Raw genomic sequence first — 19,924 nt, 5'->3', positions numbered from 1 at the left:
GATGGATAAGCAATGTAACAATAGACAGCATAGGAATCCTGTCAAAAAATTTTGTAACCAAATCTTTCATAATACAATGAGAAGCCATGTACTAGCCTGGTCGGGGCTGTGCTATGCCTTTTTCTGCTATACCTCCAGCAGCGCATACGCAAAACCCGAAGGGTATCTCACAGCAAACCAGCTGAAAGCTGATACCACTGTTCCGGTAGTGATTAAACCCGCTGCTGCTGACTCAAGTGTAAAACCTAAACAAAATACAGCTACTCCGGTAGTCATTAAACCCGCTACTGATTCGAGCGCTAAACCTAAACAGGATACTGCTACACCGGTAGTCATCAAACCTGCAGCCGACTCAAGTGCTCCGCAGTCACAGGATACTTCTAAACCAGTAGCTGATACGACTAAAAAAGCACCTGTCGCAAAACCTCAGGAGGATACCGCACTCATCCTCCCTCCGGATTCCGCTACTGCCAAAAGCGAAGTAGGTAAATTCCAGCTCTCCGGAACAGTGAAAGATGATAAAGGAACTCCTATCCCGGGTGCCGTAATCCGGAATAAATCTTCCAAAATAAATGCCCAGACAGACCCTACCGGTCAATACACTATCAAGGCTGCTGTGCGTGATACCATCCTGGTAACCGCTTCCACTTATGGTGAACAAGCTATTCCCATAGAAAAAAGAGGCGAACTGAATGTCACGATGGTTCCTTCTAATGCTACTAAAAAAGTATTGGGAGAAGTGGTAGTAACCGCCCTCGGCATTAAAAAGAATCCGCGCTCCGTTGGCTACGCCATTCAGGAAGTAAGCGGTAACGCCGTACAGGAAGCAAAAGAAGTAAACTTTGTAAATGCGCTTACCGGTAAAGTACCTGGTGTACAAATCAGCAGCAATACAGGATCCATGGGCGGCGCCAGCAAAATCACCATCCGTGGTGTGAAATCCATCCTGGGCGATAATAACGCCTTCTTTGTTCTCGATGGCGTTCCCATGATGAATAACGTAACCAACGATCCCGGACAACAGAACGGTGGCGGTGGCTACGACTATGGTAGCCCCATGCAGGATATCAATCCGGAAGACATTGAAAATATCTCTGTCCTCAAAGGTGCGGCTGCAACTGCTCTCTATGGAAGCCGTGGCGCCAACGGTGTCTTACAGATCACCACCAAAAAGCGCCCGGATACAGAAAAAGGCATCGGTGTTACTTATAGCCTCAATGCGCAGATTGACCAGGTAGCCGTACTTCCAAAGTATCAGAATATGTATGGTGGCGGTAATGCAGGAAAATTCGATACCCTGTACTATAACCAGCACCCGGATGGCTTCCTGAATGAACAGGCAGCTACTTACGATGACAACAACGGCAAAGGACGCTATGACCTGATGCCTCAGTATGCAGTGGATGAATCATGGGGTCCGAAACTGAATGGCCAGATTATCCGTCCTTACTGGTCATGGGATAAGAATAAAAACAATCCCTACTTCGGCCAAACCGACACCTGGTCTCCACATCCAAACAATGTAAAAGATTTCTATAGAACAGGGTTTACCCTCACCAACAATATCTCCATGGCCGGCAGTAATGATAAGGGAAGTTTCCGCCTGTCTTACGGCAACATGGATCAAACCTTTGTACTCCCCAACGCCACCAACAAAAGGAATAATCTCTCCTTTAATGGTAGCTATGAACTGGCCAAAGGCGTAAAGGCGGTGGCCTCTATGAACTATACCTCCTTACAGGTAAAAGGCCGCCCTGGTACCGGATTCTCCGGTCCTAACCCAACACTGCAGTTCACTATGTATGGCCAGCGTCAACTGGATATAGAAAAAGAAAAAAGATACCAATACGACGACGGATCACAAATCTCCTGGAACCGCCGCGCATGGAATGATCCAAACATTTCTTCCAGCAACGGTCCATACTGGAACCGCTACATGGACTATGAAACAGATAGCCGCAACAGGCTCTTTGGTTCCGCCGGCTTAGATGTAGACGCCACCAAATGGCTCTCCTTCTCCGGCCGTGTTTTCATGGACGACTATAACACACTCGAAGAAGAAAGAACCGCAAAAGATTACTCCATTGGTGGCTACATCAAGCGCGTAAGAAGTAACCGCGAAATGAACTATCAGTTAACAGCGGATATCAAAAAAGACTTTGGTAAAGATTTTCAGTTAAACGCAACAGTGGGTGGAAACGTAATGCATCGTGAGTGGACCGTTACCGGCGGAAGCGCCGTACAGGGGCTGATCACAAAGGGTGTATACAACCTCCTGAACTCCGTACAACCGGCACAGGCTATTGATCAGTATTACGAAAAACAGATCAACTCTGCTTTCGCTACTGCCAACCTGGGATACAAGAACCTGTTGTTCCTGGATCTCACCGGACGCAGCGACTGGTCATCAACACTGGTTAAAGGAAACAACCAATACTTCTATCCATCTGCCTCCCTTTCCTTTGTGTTCTCTGATCTGCTGAAAGACTGGAAATGGTTGTCATTTGGTAAATTAAGAGGTAGTATGGCTGCGGTAGGTAACGATGCGGATCCTTATCGTATCTATAACACATACGACTTTATTCCGCCATTCGGTAGCAACCCGGTTTCTCAGTTCTCACCAACGCTCTATAACGAAGACCTGAAACCAGAACGTACAACGGAAGTAGAAACCGGTGTGGAATTGAAATTCCTCGATAACCGTATCGGCCTGGATGTAACCTATTACAGACGTGTCACTAAAGACCAGATCATTACACTGGCACTGCCTACTGCAACCGGCTTCACCGGTGCTTACGTGAACGGTGGCAGCGTAGAAAATAAGGGTATTGAAATAGGACTGAACCTGAATCCCATCCGCCTGAAAAATGGCTTCCGCTGGGATATCAGCGCCAATGTTTCCCGCAACCGGAACCAGGTACTGAACCTCAATATCGAACAGTACAACACTTCACTGGACTTCCTGACAATTGGCACCGACCGCCGTACGCAGAAAGTATCCGTAGTTGGACAGGTAGGAGAGCCCCTCGGAACAATCCGTGGTACTGATTATACTTACCTCAACGGGCAGAAAGTGGTGGATGCACTCGGCCGCTATGTACCAAGTGCCATCAAACCTATCGGTAACGCCTACCCTGATTATGTAGGTGGGGTCACAAATACATTCTCTTACAAAGGTATTTACTTATCTGCCCTGGTTGATTTCCAACATGGCGGCGACTTTTTCTCTTATACTAACCTGTATGGAAATAAATCAGGCCTGCTGGAAACTACTGTAGAAAATGGCATCCGTGAAAACGGTATCATTGTTCCGGGTGTTACTGCAGATGGTCATGCTAATACAACAAAGATCACTGCACAGGATCACTTCAACTATAACGGTGGTAATGTGATCAGTAAAGCAAATCTGTATGATGCCAGCTACATCTACCTGAGAGAAGCTAAAATTGGTTATAACCTGCCGGAATCATGGTACAAGAAAGTAGGAGCGCAAGCGGCACGTCTTTCTGTATATGGCCGTAACCTCTGGCTGATTAAATCCAACGCACCAAATGTGGATCCATCCAACATCCTCAACTCTGCATCCAATGTACAGGGTATTGAAGGTGGTGCGCTGCCATCTCTCCGGTCTTATGGCTTAAACCTGAATGTATCATTCTAAATTTTGTGAAGATGACTAAAAAGATTTTAAAATATAGCAGCATCGGCGCCTTAATGGTTTCACTCGCAATGACCAGTTGTAAAAAACTGGACGACATGAACCGGGATCCGACCAAACCAACCTCAGCTGAACCGCAATATCTCCTTACAGGTGCTCAGAAAAGCACCATGGATATGCTTTACAGCGGATTACAAAACGGCTTTATCGCCATGAACTATGCACAGTACTGGACCGGAAATTCCAGGACAAACGACAGCCAGTTCAATTTGGATGAAGGTAATAATGCCGCTTTCTGGAACACTTTATACCGTGTGTCGTTACATAACCTGGATGACCTGGTAAAACAGAATAATGCGAAAGCAGACCAGACAGGTGTGCCTAACCAGAACGCCATTGCAAAAATTACCAGCGCCTGGATCTTCCAGATCCTGGCAGACACTTACGGCAATATTCCGTATTCACAAACATTCCAGAGCACCACGAACATCACCCCTAAATATGATGATGCGCAAACCGTTTATACTGCCCTGCTGGATACCCTGCAGAAACAGATAAACACACTGGATGCTGCTCAGATCAGTTTTAATTCCGGAGATATAATCTATAACGGAGACGTTACGAAGTGGAAAAAACTGGCCAATTCACTCATGTTAAGATTAGCCATCCGTATGGCTGATGCTGCACCGGAAAAAGCCAAACAGATCATCGAAGCTCATTACAAGGACGCGATTAGCAGTAACCTGGAAAATGCCCAGTTCCAATACCTGGATGCGGCACCTAATCAGTTCCCTTATAATGACCTCGCACGTCCGATCGTCGACTTCTCAGTAAGCGCTACCCTGATAGATTATATGCAAAGTGTAGGCGATCCTCGTCTTCCTATTTATGTTCGCCCGTCTAAAACAGACACGGTATACAGGGGAATGCCTTATGGATGGGCCGCTTCAGATACAAACAGGTTGCCGGAGAACTCCTACGCAACTCCAGGTACGCAGATCTATAGCCCCACTATGCCTGGTATCCTGATGGGATATTCAGAAGTGGAATTTATCCTCGCCGAAGCAGCGGCAAGAGGCATGAATGTAGGCGCTGACGCAGCTACCCATTATACAAATGGTATCCGCGCCTCTATCGACTACTGGCGCCTGCTTACCAAGAATGCAAGTATTAACGATACCATCGTTACAAACTATCTCAGCAAAGTGCCGTACGTAGCGGCCGACTGGAGAAATGTAATTGGTACACAGAAATGGCTGGCGCTTTATCCACAAGGCTTCCAGGCATGGTTTGAAAGAACCAGGCTGCATTTCAATAAGCCAGGTGGTCAACCATTATTCATTGCACCTAAATCCGGTTCACTGGATCCAAGTGTAACAATGGTGCCATATCGCCTGACTTATCTGGTGTCCGAACAAACACAGAATAAAGCCAGTTACGAAGCCGCTGCATCTGCCATCGGCGGCGATACAAAAGGCACCAAACTGTGGTACAATAAATTTTGATACAACAATCAACTATAGCTAAACAACAATCTACCGGCGCCTGCATCTGCAGGCGCTTTCTTTTTTAACCCTCTTTTAATTATCTTTAGCGCCACCTATATTCAGCGATTATGAGGAAAGTACTGCTCACAATGGCCTTGATGGCTATTGTCCGCCTGGCAACAGCACAAGAGATGACACAAGCTTACCAGAACTGGTATACTTATTTCGGCACCATGAAAATTAACAGTAAATGGGCCGTTCCGTTTGATGTGCAACTACGTATCAGAGATGGTATCAGTAACAAAGGACAGTTATTGATGCGTGGTGGATTACAATATGCTGTCAGCAAACAGGATTATATCCTGCTGGGCTACGCTTTTGTGCCCACTTACAGCAACGCCACCAACACCTGGCTACCGGAACAACGCATCTTTGAACAATATATCCATAAAGCAAAAAAATTGGATATGACGCATCGCGTGCGACTCGAACAGCGTTGGGTATCCCAACCATCAGCTCCGGGAAGTCCGCATGCAATAGGAAATTGGAAGTATGGCAACCGGGTGCGTTATTTCAATCGCACACAACTGGGGATCAAACACCAGAAAGCCGCCACCCCGTTTTATGTAGCCCTGCAGGATGAAATTTTTCTGAATCTCTGGGGAAATGATATCAGTAACCTATTATTTGACCAGAACCGTTTTCTCGCCGCCTTTGGTTATCAGTTCAATCCCAGCCTGAAAGCGGATATTGGTTATATGAACCAATTAATACAGGTTACTTCCGGCGCCAAAACCATGAATCATATCCTGCATCTCAGTGTATTTCAGAATATAAACCTCTGAGAAAATCTGAGTTCAGGACCAGATGACATTTGCCGTAAAAAGATTTGGGGAGATAGATGCAGGTATCTGCTTCTATCTCCCCAAAATACTTTATTAAAAACCAGCTGATCCTGCAAAAGCACCAGGGCGCCTCCTCAGTGTTATCTGTAATTACTAAACTTCGCTTTAAGTATTCCAGCGAAACTACGGTACGCCTCTTCTGATTGAAAGGCACTGGTTGGAATAAGGAAGAAAGTTTTCTTGTCGCGGTAAAGAAAAAAGAATTTCTCTGTTTCTACCACCCGGGAAAAATTACTCCAGCTGATATTACGGGGATGATCGCTCCCACGGGTGGAAATCAATAACCCTTCGTCCGAATATTTAAGATATATGCTGTCTTTGAAAGTAGCTGCCTTATGGTAGATGGAAATAGGCAACAGGTACCAGAAAACCCAACCCAATACCAGTGTCATAATGACGATACCAGTTAGTGCACCAGTGGTTACCACACGGAAAAAATACCCTGTTAAAGTAGCTAGCAGTAATATAATGAGGGTGTTACGGAAGACTTTAATCTCGCCTCTCCGCATAAAATGATAGCGCAATGCATGCAATACCTCCCCCTTATCGTAGTTGAACTCTAAATGCATTATCGCCTGGCAAAGTAGTTTTATCTGTTAACCGAAATCGACATAGGATTATCCATTTCATCACGCACAGTAACAGGTGCTTCCTTCTTCCGGTTGCGTTTTACATTAGACAGATCATCTTCGCTGAAACCCGGGAAGTTTTTCTTGATGAACAGAAAGTATTGTTGTAAGGTCTTGGGATCCACTTTAAAAGGGAAAGCAAGTTCCTTACCACTTCCTTTAAGAAAGTCGTTTGTATTTAACTTAGTCTCGTTTTGTAAATACCATTTGTATAAATCCACAATAGCTTTTTCCAACTCTGCCTCATCAACTTTCTCCGTTGTCTCTACTCGCGGAAACATTAACACAAACTCCTCTACCCTTACAGGCTTGGCATTATTCGTGTTTTTGGCATTATTACGGTTATCGTTGTTATCTCCGCCGTTTTTATCTCCGTTGTTATCTCCGTTCTTGAAACCAGTGCTGGCATTTGCTGATGTGGCTGCGGCCAAAACTACCAACAGCATTAACAACAGCTTCTTCATAAGGTGTCAAATTTTCGAGTTTAAAAATACAATTATATTTTGAGATTTCTAGTAGATTAAAAAATATGCGTAAAAACCCCTGAAAAAACAAAAGCAATGGACGAACCATTGCTTTCGAGAGTCATTTACAGTGCATGATGAGTCATGCGGTGTAGGAATATTTGGTTTTTCATAGGACAGTAACCATAATAAAAATTAATACAATAACAAATATAATAAAATTATATCGCGAGTTAGGGAAAAGAATAAATATTAGAAAAAATCAAATATTTCGATGCATAATTTTAAAAGATGCAAGAAAAGAGACTTTTTCAGAAAAATATCAAATGAGAAAATAAATGCAAAAGAATTTTGGGCTGTAAGTGACCCCAGAAAAGCGTGTAGAAACCGGGCATTTTTGGAAAAAAGTAAGGGCGCCTAGAAAAGCGCCCTCAATTTGTTACTATCCTATGAAAACCCTATTTGAATACAAAGATAAAGGCATGTTATTTTTCTTTGAAATTTTAGAGGCTAAATAACATATCATTAACAAGAAGTTGCAACACCAATCAGCTACAACCCATGCTGGTGCCGCAATTCAGACATTTGTAACAAGTGCCTGATCGCACCGTGATATGACCACAAGTATTACACGCAGGCGCATCACTTTGCATACTTTTCAGGTAATCCTGCGTACCACTTTCCTGCTGAAACACGCTCACAGCCTGCACCTTAGGAGTACGGGAAGCAGTTGTACCACCATTATCCGTGCGCACAGAAGAACGGGGCGTTTCGTCCTCCTCCTCTTCACCTTCTCCTGTATTTTCAGGCGCATCCAGCACATGCACAAGATCAGTACGCCCTAAATATTCATATCCCAACACCCTGAAAATATAATCAATCAAAGAAGTAGCCGTTTTGATATTCGGATGATCTACCACCCCCGCCGGCTCAAAACGGGTAAAAATGAACTTATCCACAAACTCCTCTAAAGGCACCCCATACTGCAATCCCACCGAAACAGCAATGGCAAAACAGTTCATCAGACTCCGTAAAGTGGAACCTTCCTTCGCCAGATCAATGAAGATTTCTCCCAACGTACCATCATTATACTCTCCTGTACGCACAAAAATCACCTGCCCACCCACATTCGCCTTCTGCGTAAATCCTCTCCGCTTGGACGGTAAGCTCTGACGCTCCACAATACGTGATAACTGACGCTTCAAGGTTGTATCCCGGCTCGCCAGCATCCGCTTATTTACCTCTTCCAGCAGCTCATCTATAGTTAATTGCTGTAAATCAGTGGCCACCGGCTCATTTGTCACTTCCACCTTTTTCTTTTTATCACTCTTATTACTCAATGGCTGACTCAATTTGCTGCCATCCCTGTACAGCGCACAGGCTTTCAGTCCTAATTCCCAGCTCAGCTGGTATGCGTCCGCAATTTCAGCCACCACCGCCTCATTCGGCAGATTGATTGTTTTTGAGATCGCACCGGATATAAAAGGCTGCACCGCCGCCATCATCCGGATATGCCCGTGCGGATGGATATACCGCTCTCCATGCTTCCCACACCTGTTTGCACAGTCAAATACCGGCAGATGAGCTTCCTTCAGATAAGGCGCCCCTTCCACCGTCATGGTACCACAGATGTAGTCATTCGCCGCCTCTATCTGCTCATCCGTAAATCCAAGCGCATGCAACAGGCTGAATTCCAGGTTATAATAGTCTTCCGCCTTGAAACCCAATCTTTGCAGACATTCTTCACCCAACGTATATACATTAAAAACAAAGGATATGTCAAAGGAAGAAGCAACAGCCGTATCCAGCTTTTTCAGTTCTTCTCCTATAAATCCTTTCTCACTGAGCGACTGATGGTTAATATAGGGCGCTCCCGCAAAATGACCGGTTCCCTTCGCATAGTCCACTATCGCCTTTATTTCATGGGAAGAATAGCCCAAATGCTGCAAGGCCGTAGGAATAGATTGGTTTATAATCTTAAAATATCCTCCTCCGGATAACTTTTTGAACTTTACCAGGGCAAAATCAGGTTCTACCCCCGTGGTATCACAATCCATTACCAGCCCGATGGTGCCGGTAGGTGCAATCACAGTTGCCTGTGCATTCCGGTAACCGTATTGTTCACCCAGCTTTACCGCCTCATCCCAGGCTTTGGTGGCTGATTTCAGCAGGTAGTCGGCGCAATATCGTGCATCAATCCCCTTTGGCTTTATTTCCAGCCCGTCATAAGCATCCGCAGCATCATAGGCAGCTGCACGATGATTACGCATTACCCGGAGCATCGCTTCCCGGTTCTCCGCATAACGGGGAAATGCCCCCAGGTGGGCGGCCATTTCCGCCGACGTTTTATAGGCTACGCCCGTCATGATCGCAGAGATAGCGCCGGCAATTCCACGGGCTTCCTCACTGTCATAGGCAATACCGCTTACCATCAGCATAGATCCAAGGTTAGCATAACCAAGTCCCAGGGTACGATATTCATAGCTCAGCTGCGCCACTTCCTTTGATGGAAACTGCGCCATCAGTACGGAAATTTCGAGCACTACCGTCCACAACCTTACACTATACTCAAATCCCTGCACGTCAAACAAGCTCTTCTCTTCATCAAAAAAGCGCCGGAGATTTAAAGATGCCAGGTTACAGGCAGTATTATCCAGGAACATATACTCAGAACAGGGATTGGAGGCATTAATACGACCTCCCTGCGGACAAGTATGCCATTCATTGATAGTAGTATCATATTGGGTACCGGGATCGGCACAACGCCAGGCGGCATAAGTAATCTGATCCCAGAGATCTTTCGCCTTTACGGTCTTTACCGTTTTACCATTGGTCCTGGCTTTCAGTTCCCATTCTCCATCCGCCTCCAGCACACGAAAAAAAGAATTGGGTACCCTTACCGAGTTATTGGAGTTCTGGCCAGACACCGTTTTATATGCATCTCCCTCATAATCAGAAGAATAACCGGCAGCAATCAGGGCAGCCACTTTCTTTTCCTCCTCCACTTTCCAGTTAACAAATTCCATAATCTCAGGATGATCCAGGTCCAGGCACACCATTTTGGCCGCTCTCCGGGTAGTGCCACCCGATTTGATAGCCCCGGCTGCCCGGTCGCCGATCTTGAGAAAACTCATCAGTCCGCTGGAGGTGCCGCCACCACTTAATTTCTCCCCATCACCACGGATAGGGGAGTAATTGGTTCCAACACCTGACCCATATTTAAAAATACGCGCTTCCCGCATCCATAGATCCATGATTCCACCGTCATTTACCAGGTCGTCGTTCACACTCAGAATAAAACAGGCATGAGGCTGGGGTCTTTCATACGCAGAAGTCGATTTTTCCAGGGTACCGGTATGTTGTTCCACATAATAATGCCCCTGCGGCTTCCCCTTGATCCCATAACTTTCAAACAACCCTGTATTGAACCATTGGGGCGAATTGGGTACACATGATTGGTTGAGCATGCTGTAGCTCAGCTCCTCATAAAATATCCGGGCATCTTTTTCAGTGGCGAAATAACCATACTTTTCTCCCCAGGCACGCCAGCAATTGGCCATGCGGTGAACGACCTGTTTTACAGACGTTTCCCGCCCCGAACTACCATCCGTCTGAGGGACACCCGCCTTGCAGAAATATTTCTGCGCCAGGATATCTGTAGCGATCTGTGACCATGCCGACGGCACTTCCACCTGGTTCATTTCGAACACTACGTCACCGCCCGGATTACGGATCACAGAGGAACGGAGCTCATAGGAAAACTGATCGTAAGGACTCACACCTTCTTTGGTAAAATGACGAGAGAACGCAAGCCCATTTTGACTATTGACTGGATTTTTCATGCCCGTAAATTTTCTTAGATGATAGAATGAGTTAGTATAGCGGAGTTCTCTAAAATTAATTTTAAAATGCCTGGAAAGGCCCTTTTATTTTGCACAGATTGTGGATAATTGCGCAAACAGTTTGCCAATACATTTGTTATAAAGCCAAAAGAAATCCGGCTCAAAATTTGTCGTTAACAGAATATTTACAGTTGTATCACATATAACAAGGTAGGTATCATGAAGTTCATGAATAGAAAATGAATTGAATGCATATTTATTTAGCAATGTGTGTTATTAATAAAAATATTATACATTTGCGACAACCGGAACAATGCGCTATTGATGTACAATAACATATATACTTCGTTCATCGAAAGAAAGGCTAAAAAGGAAAAGGCATTCGCGGTTTTAATTGATCCGGATAAGGTGACTCCTGCCGGAATCATAGAGATTGCAGACAAATGCACTGCTGCCGAGGTAGATTATATCTTTCTTGGAGGTAGTCTGGTGATTTCCGATCATCTTGATGAATGCGTTCAACAGCTGAAAGCAAGCTGCAACATTCCCGTTGTATTATTTCCCGGAAGCCCTTCGCAGGTATCAAAATACGCTGATGCCTTACTTTACCTGTCTGTTATTTCAGGTAGAAATCCTGAATTACTGATCGGTCAACACGTAGTGTCCGCCGCTGCTGTAAAGAAAAGCGGTCTGGAAGTTATTTCAACCGGCTATATGGTAATTGACGGTGGCGCACCCACTACCGTTTCTTATATCAGTAATACGACTCCCATCCCGGCAGACAAGGCAGATATTGCCATGTGTACCGCTATGGCAGGTGAAATGCTCGGCATGAAAGTGATTTATATGGATGCAGGAAGCGGCGCCCGTGTACCTATCACGGAAAGTATGATCAGCCGTGTGGCTAGCCAGGTACAAGCTCCTATCATTGTAGGAGGTGGTATCCGGGATGCTGAAAAGGCCTACCTGAATTGTAAAGCCGGAGCCGATATCCTCGTTGTAGGTAACGCTATTGAAAAAGATCTTTCCCTGATCAAAGAACTGGCAGATGCAGTACATTCTGTGCCAGTGAAAGCTTAGGTATAAAATAATAAAATGAAAAGGGATGTATCAATGATACATCCCTTTTTTATGACAGCCCTGCCAGATCTGAATAATAACGGTATCAGGGCGTTCTACATCTGCCGAAAAAATTCCTCTTCGCGTAAACCATTTTCCCAATCCGATTTCCTTCCTGCACAACATCGACGCAACTTTGCGCTGAATTTTCCCGGCATTATTGCAATGGCCAGGATTCATCGCTAACCAAATATCTATATGAGCTTGCTATTCACAACAAGAACAATCAAGAACATCGCAGTCACCATATCACTTTTATTCGCAGTGCTATGCAGCTATGCACAAACCAATAACGCCACCATCCAGGGTGTTATCAGGAGTGCAGATGGCAAGGCGGCTGGTTATATCCCGGTGGTACTGAAAAGCACCAACAAAGGAGGCATAACAGATGAACAAGGCGCCTACCTGATAAAAGGCATTGAACCAGGAACATATACCCTGACAATCAAATCCATCGGATGGCTGACCCTGGAAAAACAAATTTCGCTTTCTGCCGGACAGCAGCTCAAAATGGACCTGACCATCGTGAAAGATGCGCATGCCTTGCAGGAAGTAACGGTAATTGCAGGGTATAATAAATTTGCCCAGAAAGAAGTAGAGGATGTGGCCCGCATGCCATTAAAGAACCTGGAAAACCCCCAGGTATATAATGTGATCCCAAAAGAACTACTACAGGACCAGCTGATTGTGAGCTATAACGACGTGCTTAAAAATGTGACCGGCGTTAGCCAGGCACTTGTAAATGGATCCAATTCATTTAACCTCCGTGGATTTTTCACCACCAGCTATCTACGTAACGGCCTGCAGGATTTTAAAACCAATAGTATTGAACTGGCCAACATAGAGCGGATCGAAGTACTGAAAGGACCATCCGCTACCTTGTTTGGTAGCAGTCTTATTTCCTTTGGCGGCCTGCTGAACCGCGTTTCCAAAAAACCGCTGGAAAACTTTAACGGAGAAGTAGGATATACTATTGGAGGCTTTGGCTTACACCGCATCACAGCTGATGTAAATACGCCCCTGAGCAAGGAAAAAGGCTTATTCCTCAGAACAAATGTAGCCTACGATCAAAGCGGCAGCTTCCAGGATGTCGGCTATTCAAAACGTTTCTTCGTTGCACCCTCCCTGTTGTACAAACCCAACAGCCGGTTATCTATATTGTTAGATGCCGAAATATACTCGCAGAAAGCCAATGACTTTAACCGTATGTTCCCGGAGGCGTCTTTTACCAAACCAACACCAAGGGATCTGGGAATAGACTGGAAACGTTCCTATAGCGATAACAGTCTTTATGAAACCAAGCCCTCTTTCACCATTTACGGAGAAATTAATTACAAACTATCTGATAAATGGGTGTCAAAAACCAGCTTTTCAAGAACACATTCCAGGGAGAAAGGATATTACAGCTGGAATGATGTTTTGGGAGATACAGTAGTATCCAGGAATCCCGGTTATGAAGATAATATCGTCAGATACACACAAGTGCAGCAGAATTTTAACGGCGACTTCTCCATAGCCGGTATGCGTAACCGGGTTGTATTGGGCCTCGACTATACCAATAACCTTGAAAATTTAAGCGGTGCTGTGATCTACGGATTTGATCAGATCCGCATATACCAGCAGGATCCTCATTACTACGATCTCACCAGTAAAACCCTGGATGCAGCACTCGCCAATGTACCATTCGACCGGAGTGCCACCCGCCAGATCACCTACAGCGCTTACGTTTCCGATGTATTGAATATCACGGATAATTTACTGGCTATGGCCAGCGTAAGGGTAGATCATTTTGTGAATAACGGCAGTAAAGATCTTGTAAAGGATACCACCACCGGCAAATACAATCAGACAGCCGTATCGCCAAAGTTGGGATTGGTTTACCAGGTACTGCCAGGCAAAATCTCCCTGTTCGCGAATTATATGAATGGCTTTAGTAATAACGCTCCCGCCAGACAGCCCGATGGCAGCTTTACTTCCTTCAAGCCCAGTCATGCCAATCAGTGGGAAACAGGTGTAAAAATGAATGCATTCAATGGTAAACTGAGCAGCACTATCAGCTACTATCATATCAAAGTGGACGATATTATCCGGAATGACCTGACACCGGGAAGAGAAATGTTCCAGTTACAGGATGGTGGCCAGCTCAGCAAAGGCGTGGAAGTAGAAGTCATTGCCAATCCGTTTAAAGGGTTTAATATGATTGCAGGTTATGCCTACAACGACATTTACGCCATTAACACCAACCCGGATATAGATGGCCTTCGCCAGTGGACCGGACCCGGGCAAACTGCCAATCTGTGGTTAAGCTATCATGTATTGACCGGAACATTGAAAGGAATAGGTCTGGGCATCGGAGGAAACTATAACGACAAGGCGTACATAGAGCAATCCCGCTCCCGTGGTGCATTCTATATGCCTGCTTATACTGTTTTCAATGCCATGACCAGTTACGAAAAATCCCGGTACAGGATAACCCTCAAACTGGATAACCTCACCAATGAAGTGTACTGGGGCAGTTACGTAGGACAAATGATGCCGCGTAGATTCAGCGCCAGTATTGCTGCAAAGTTCTAATGCCGCACAGTAAAAACGGGGCCACCTTTGGATAAAGGTGGCCCCGTTTTTATTTTTTTGACCCTGCGAATTTACAGGCTCATCATTTCCTTAAACTTCACCGCCTGTCTGCGGCTCACTTCAATTTTCTCGCCACCCCGCATTTCCAGCAGTAAACCGCCGTTAAAATAGGTGTCAATTTTTTCAATCATCCGCAGATTCACAATATGCTTACGGTTTGCACGGAAAAAAGTACGCTCATCGAGTCTTTCTTCCAATGCATTCAATGATTTGAGAATCAAAGGTTTGTTGGTTTCAAAATAAACCCTGGCATAGTTACCTACGCTCTCAAAAAGCCGGATCTCCTGCAATTTTACAAACCAGCAACGGTCGCCGTCTTTCACAAAAACCTGGTCGTTTTCAGATAGTAAGGAACGGATACCACCGGACGCGGCTAAACGGTCCTTTTCATCCTGCTGATGTAATTTGTGAATCGCATCTGCCAGGCGCTTGGGCTCTACCGGCTTCAACAGGTAGTCCAGCGCATTGTATTCAAATGCCTTCAACGCATATTCATCATACGCAGTTGTAAAAATTACCTGCGGCGTCTTTTCCAGTTCTGCCAACAAGTCAAAACCCGTTTTATCAGGCATCTGAATATCCAGGAACAGTAAGTCAGGATGAAGTGTTTCTATCTTTTCTATACCATCCTTCGCATTCACAGCTTCTCCTACCACCACTATTTCCGGGTGATCTGCCAGTAACTTTTTCAATTCACTCCTGGCCAGGCGTTCATCATCTATTATCAATGCTTTTTTCATTGGCAATATGAAGTTTGGTTGATGATTTAATTGTTTAAAAAATGAGCACCATAACCAGTTTATCCGGTTATGGCAGTTTATAACAAGTGATTTAGAGCAAAGGCATTACAACAGTAGCTTCTACCGTTTGCTCATCTTTATTCCTGATGTCAAAAGAGGCCCTGCTGCCAAACAAAAGACTTAACCTTTGCCGGGTGCTTTGTAATCCAAAGCCATGGCCATTCATATTATTTTCTATTATCTGACCCGTATTCTCAATGGTGATGACGTGCTGCATCCCCTTTAATGAGGAGTTGATATATACCGATCCGCCCCTGATAATCCGGGAAATACCGTGTTTAATGGCATTTTCCACCAATGTCTGCAACATCATGGGAGGTACCTGCAACTCCAGCGTATCCGGATCAATCTCATACCTGACATTCAAACGCTCCTCAAAACGGATATGTTCCAATGCAAGGTAATCCTTTACTATATTCAATTCGTTTTCCAGGCTCACCGTTTCCGCCTTCTCCGTTTGCATAGAACTCCGTAATATGTTGGAAAGCTCTGTGATAGCCGTTCTTGCACGCTGGGGATTCTCATCCACCAGGGCACGGATGCTGTTCAACGCATTAAAGATAAAATGCGGGTTCAGTTGTGCTTTGATCGTTTTCAATTCCAGCTCCTTTACCGTTGCCTCCAGCTTCAGCTGGTCTACCTGCGACCGGCGGTTCCGTTCAATATAGTGCCATATGAAATACAGAAACCACCAGATAGTAGTGATCAGGAAAGATCCCACAATCCCTACCTGGATAGGAGTGTCTGACAGATGCAACAGATATATTCCAAAAAAGTAATATCCGATATAAGATACCAGGCCCGACCCCGTCATTAACCCGATAAACAGTAAAATCTGGTTCTCAAAGTTATAGTTCACCCATGCAAACCGATGAATCAGGCGGCGGAATAAATGGGTAGCTATAAACCCGAATAACACAAAGATCACCAGGTTCAGGTAATATGCCGCGTCAGGAGACGTTTTCCGGTAAACAGATAAGGCGAAGAAAACATTGATCAGAAAATATGCCGACCACCCCAATAACTGGCACCACCAATATTTGTTTATTTGTTTAAACATTCAATCAAATTAGTAAACTTCACCTATATTCCAAAAATACCCTACCAGTCACCGGATTGAAACCTAAATGTTATAAATGGTGAATCAAAACCAGTAAATGGCAGAAGCCTCTATCTGAATGGTCAGATATCTCCCAACTGTCCTTTTTTCCTGCCTGTCGTACACGATTTACCACATATTTTTATGTATTTTTGTTACTTCATATAATAAACCCTGAGCCCAATTATGAATATTAAGGCAGGTCAACTGTTGAGCCAGATAGAATATCCCGCTGATTTGCGAAAGCTGAACAAAGAACAGCTTCACCAGGTGTGTGAGGAGCTGCGTCAATACATTATTGATGTAGTAAGTGTGCATGGTGGCCACTTTGCGGCCAGTCTGGGCGTAGTAGAGCTGACAGTAGCATTGCATTACGTTTTTAATACCCCTTACGACCAGCTCGTATGGGACGTTGGTCATCAGGCATATGGTCACAAAATCCTTACCGGTCGCCGGGAAGCATTTCCGACCAACAGAAAATACAGGGGGCTCAGCGGATTTCCCAAAAGAGACGAAAGCCGCTACGATACCTTCGGTGTAGGACACTCTTCCACCTCCATCTCTGCCGCACTCGGCATGGCGATGGCCTCCCATTACAAAGGCGAATTCGACCGGCAGCATATCGCTGTAATCGGTGATGGCGCCATGACGGCTGGTATGGCTTTCGAAGCCCTCAACCATGCCGGTGTTGCCAACGCCAACGTACTGATCATCCTGAACGATAACTGCATGTCCATCGATCCTAACGTGGGCGCGCTGAAAGAATACCTGACAGATATCACCACTTCCCCCACCTACAACAAGGTGAGAGACGATGTATGGAACCTGCTCGGAAAATTACCCGTAGGAAAGAAATTTACCCGCGACATGGCCTCCAAACTGGAAGCCAGCCTCAAAGGCGTGGTGTCCAAATCCAGCAATCTCTTCGAAGCACTGAAGATGCGCTACTTTGGTCCGATCGATGGTCATAATATCACCAAACTGGCAGATACCCTCCAGGACCTGAAAGATATTCCCGGCCCCAAACTGCTGCACATCGTTACCACCAAAGGTAAAGGCTATGCGCTCGCAGAAAAGGACCAGACCACCTGGCACGCACCAGGATTATTCGACAAAATCACCGGCGAAATATTCAAAAAACCAGTTACCAGCCCTCAACCTCCTAAATACCAGGACGTTTTTGGCCACACCATCATTGAACTGGCAGAACAAAACGATAAAATTATCGGGATCACTCCTGCCATGCCTTCCGGCTCCTCCCTCAAATTCATGATGGAGAAAATGCCGCAGAGAGCATTCGATGTAGGTATCTGCGAACAACACGCCGTAACATTATCCGCAGGCATGGCCACCCAGGGCATGCGCGTATTCTGTACCATCTATTCCTCTTTCTTCCAGCGTGCTTTCGACCAGGCCGTACATGATGTAGCCATCCAGAAACTCCCCGTAGTATTCTGCCTCGATAGAGCAGGACTGGTAGGAGAAGACGGACCTACCCACCACGGCGCCTACGATATCGCTTACATGCGCGGCATTCCAAATGTCATCATCAGCGCACCAATGAACGAAGAAGAACTGCGTAACCTGATGTACAGTGCCCAACTGCCGGACAACGATATGCCTTATGTAATCCGCTACCCACGCGGACAAGGCGTAATGCCGGAATGGCGTACACCGCTGAAGGCCATCAAAGCCGGTACCGGCCGCAAAATCCGTGATGGAAAGGATATTGCCATTCTCTCCCTCGGACATACCGGCAACTTCGTAACAGAAGCCTGCAAAGAACTCATAGGAGACGGATTACAACCCGCTCATTACGATATGCGCTTTGTAAAACCACTCGACGAAGCCCTTCTCCACGAAATATTCCAGTCGTTCGACAAGGTAATCACCGTGGAAGATGGCACCATCGTAGGTGGATTCGGTAGCGCCGTGATAGAATTCATGGCCACCAACAATTACAGGGCAGAAATAAAAAGATTAGGTATCCCCGACAGGTTAGTAGAACACGGTAAACCGGAAGAACTCTACCGCGAATGTGGCTATGATGCCGCCGGTATCGCCCGCACCACCAGGGAGATGCTGAAAGAAAAAATTACCGTCACCATTTAATAAAAGAATTTAGTTATTTAGCTACGGGAATATTCAGTACGACTGGATATCTCCGTAGCTAAATTTTTTTTACCATGTATTTTCAGCTCAGGATAACGGACATCATTCGCGAAACAGCAGGCACCTACACGTACAAACTGGAAAACACCTCATCTGAGCCACTGGAATACCTGCCCGGACAATTCCTGACGTTTCTCATTCAACTGAATAATAAAGAATACCGGAGATCCTATTCCTTCAGTTCCACTCCAGGCATAGATCCATTTATCGCTGTCACCATCCGGGAAAAGGAAAACGGCGAAATATCCCGTCACCTGATTCACACCTGGAAAATAAACGATATCGTTACCGCATTGGAGCCCTCCGGCAGGTTCACCTATGAAAAGTCGGCGGCTCCGTCCAAAGACATTTTTCTCCTGGCTGCAGGAAGCGGTATAACGCCCGTATTTTCGCTCCTCAAGCATATACTGACCACTGAGCCGGGCACACATGTAAAGCTGATTTACAGCAATGCTACACCCGATAGCACCATCTTTTACGAACAGCTGCACACCTGGCAGGCCCGATACCCGGAACAACTGGAACTGATTTACCTTTTCAGCAATGATCCCGACAATCATCACGTTTACCGGCGGCTCAATAACACCCTGCTGGAACAATTGGTCAACAAACATATGCAACACCACCCGGCAGATGCGCAGTTCTTTCTCTGCGGTCCGCCCGACTATATGCGCACCATTCTGCTCACGCTTACCTTCATGGGCTTCTCCGAAGCACAACTGCATAAAGAAAACTTTGTAGTAAATACAGACACGAGGATGGCGAATACACACCCGCAGGACCATCAACCCAAACAGGTGATCATCCGGTATCGCAATGAAGAACACCGGTTAGCCATTCCCGGTGATCAGACCATTTTGAATTATGCACTGGAGCATGAAATATTACTACCCTACAGTTGCAAAGGTGGTGTATGCGGATCCTGTACCGCGCAATGCGTGAGCGGTAAAGTGTGGATGCCTGTAAATGAAGTGCTCACAGAAAAGGAACTGGCAGAAGGCCTGGTACTGACCTGCGTGGGATATCCCGCCAGTGAGGTGGTGATCATTGAATTATAATCACTCATTATGTAAAAAATATTATCAATCATTATGATCGGAGATATTTTTTTTGGT

12 protein-coding genes are annotated in these 19,924 nt (G+C 45.6%); 7 read left to right on the top strand and 5 right to left on the bottom strand.

Annotated features, from left to right (window positions below; genetic code table 11):
- Window positions 1-76 precede the first annotated feature (76 nt).
- The 3 genes from BMW79_RS05825 to BMW79_RS05815 all read left to right on the top strand — a co-directional run bounded on the left by BMW79_RS05825 (window position 77) and on the right by BMW79_RS05815 (window position 5,990).
- Window positions 77-3,661 carry a SusC/RagA family TonB-linked outer membrane protein gene (locus BMW79_RS05825; RefSeq protein ID WP_177192054.1) on the top strand — a complete coding sequence of 1,195 codons (3,585 nt, stop codon included), beginning with the start codon at window positions 77-79 and terminating at the stop codon, window positions 3,659-3,661.
- A gap of 11 nt (window positions 3,662-3,672) precedes the next feature.
- Window positions 3,673-5,163, top strand: coding sequence for a SusD/RagB family nutrient-binding outer membrane lipoprotein (locus BMW79_RS05820; protein ID WP_089891763.1), 1,491 nt, complete (start codon window positions 3,673-3,675; stop codon window positions 5,161-5,163).
- 110 nt (window positions 5,164-5,273) lie between these two features.
- The gene (locus tag BMW79_RS05815) at window positions 5,274-5,990 is read left to right on the top strand and encodes a DUF2490 domain-containing protein (RefSeq protein WP_089891760.1); all 717 of its coding nucleotides are present in this window, start codon (window positions 5,274-5,276) and stop codon (window positions 5,988-5,990) included.
- Between the two features lie 140 nt (window positions 5,991-6,130).
- Here the strand turns inward: BMW79_RS05815 and BMW79_RS05810 are convergent, their stop codons facing one another.
- From BMW79_RS05810 to BMW79_RS05800, 3 genes are all read right to left on the bottom strand, one after another.
- The gene (locus BMW79_RS05810; protein ID WP_089891758.1) at window positions 6,131-6,619 is read right to left on the bottom strand and encodes a YcxB family protein; all 489 of its coding nucleotides are present in this window, start codon (window positions 6,617-6,619) and stop codon (window positions 6,131-6,133) included.
- A 20-nt stretch (window positions 6,620-6,639) separates the two neighbouring features.
- On the bottom strand, window positions 6,640-7,143 hold the full coding sequence (locus BMW79_RS05805; protein WP_089891754.1) for a hypothetical protein: 504 nt from the start codon (window positions 7,141-7,143) through the stop codon (window positions 6,640-6,642).
- 548 nt (window positions 7,144-7,691) lie between these two features.
- Window positions 7,692-10,985, bottom strand: coding sequence for a vitamin B12-dependent ribonucleotide reductase (locus tag BMW79_RS05800; protein WP_089891750.1), 3,294 nt, complete (start codon window positions 10,983-10,985; stop codon window positions 7,692-7,694).
- Between the two features lie 324 nt (window positions 10,986-11,309).
- On the opposite strand from BMW79_RS05800, the gene BMW79_RS05795 reads away from it, so the two are divergent.
- Both BMW79_RS05795 and BMW79_RS05785 read left to right on the top strand, forming a co-directional pair.
- Window positions 11,310-12,065, top strand: a complete 756-nt coding sequence (locus tag BMW79_RS05795; protein ID WP_089891747.1) for a phosphoglycerol geranylgeranyltransferase — start codon at window positions 11,310-11,312, stop codon at window positions 12,063-12,065.
- A gap of 237 nt (window positions 12,066-12,302) precedes the next feature.
- Window positions 12,303-14,678 (top strand): TonB-dependent receptor, encoded by a 2,376-nt coding sequence (locus BMW79_RS05785; RefSeq protein WP_089891741.1) that lies wholly within the window; start codon window positions 12,303-12,305, stop codon window positions 14,676-14,678.
- Between the two features lie 71 nt (window positions 14,679-14,749).
- Here BMW79_RS05785 and BMW79_RS05780 read toward each other — a convergent pair whose 3' ends face one another.
- On the bottom strand, window positions 14,750-15,478 hold the full coding sequence (locus BMW79_RS05780) for a LytR/AlgR family response regulator transcription factor (protein WP_089891739.1): 729 nt from the start codon (window positions 15,476-15,478) through the stop codon (window positions 14,750-14,752).
- 91 nt (window positions 15,479-15,569) lie between these two features.
- A complete protein-coding gene (locus BMW79_RS05775; protein ID WP_089891736.1) occupies window positions 15,570-16,598 on the bottom strand; it encodes a sensor histidine kinase in 1,029 nt (342 codons plus the stop codon).
- Window positions 16,599-16,823: 225 nt separating this feature from the next.
- Here BMW79_RS05775 and dxs point away from each other — a divergent pair, with 225 nt between their 5' ends.
- Together dxs and BMW79_RS05765 are read left to right on the top strand one after the other, a co-directional pair.
- Window positions 16,824-18,749, top strand: a complete 1,926-nt coding sequence (gene dxs, locus BMW79_RS05770) for a 1-deoxy-D-xylulose-5-phosphate synthase (RefSeq protein WP_089891733.1) — start codon at window positions 16,824-16,826, stop codon at window positions 18,747-18,749.
- A 74-nt stretch (window positions 18,750-18,823) separates the two neighbouring features.
- Window positions 18,824-19,867, top strand: coding sequence for a ferredoxin--NADP reductase (locus BMW79_RS05765; protein ID WP_089891728.1), 1,044 nt, complete (start codon window positions 18,824-18,826; stop codon window positions 19,865-19,867).
- Window positions 19,868-19,924: the final 57 nt, after the last annotated feature.

The sequence above is a fragment of the Chitinophaga arvensicola genome (assembly GCF_900110835.1).
Classification (GTDB): domain Bacteria; phylum Bacteroidota; class Bacteroidia; order Chitinophagales; family Chitinophagaceae; genus Chitinophaga; species Chitinophaga arvensicola.
The sequence above is the reverse complement of the archived record's forward strand: the minus strand, read 5'-3'. Positions and strand labels throughout refer to the sequence as shown.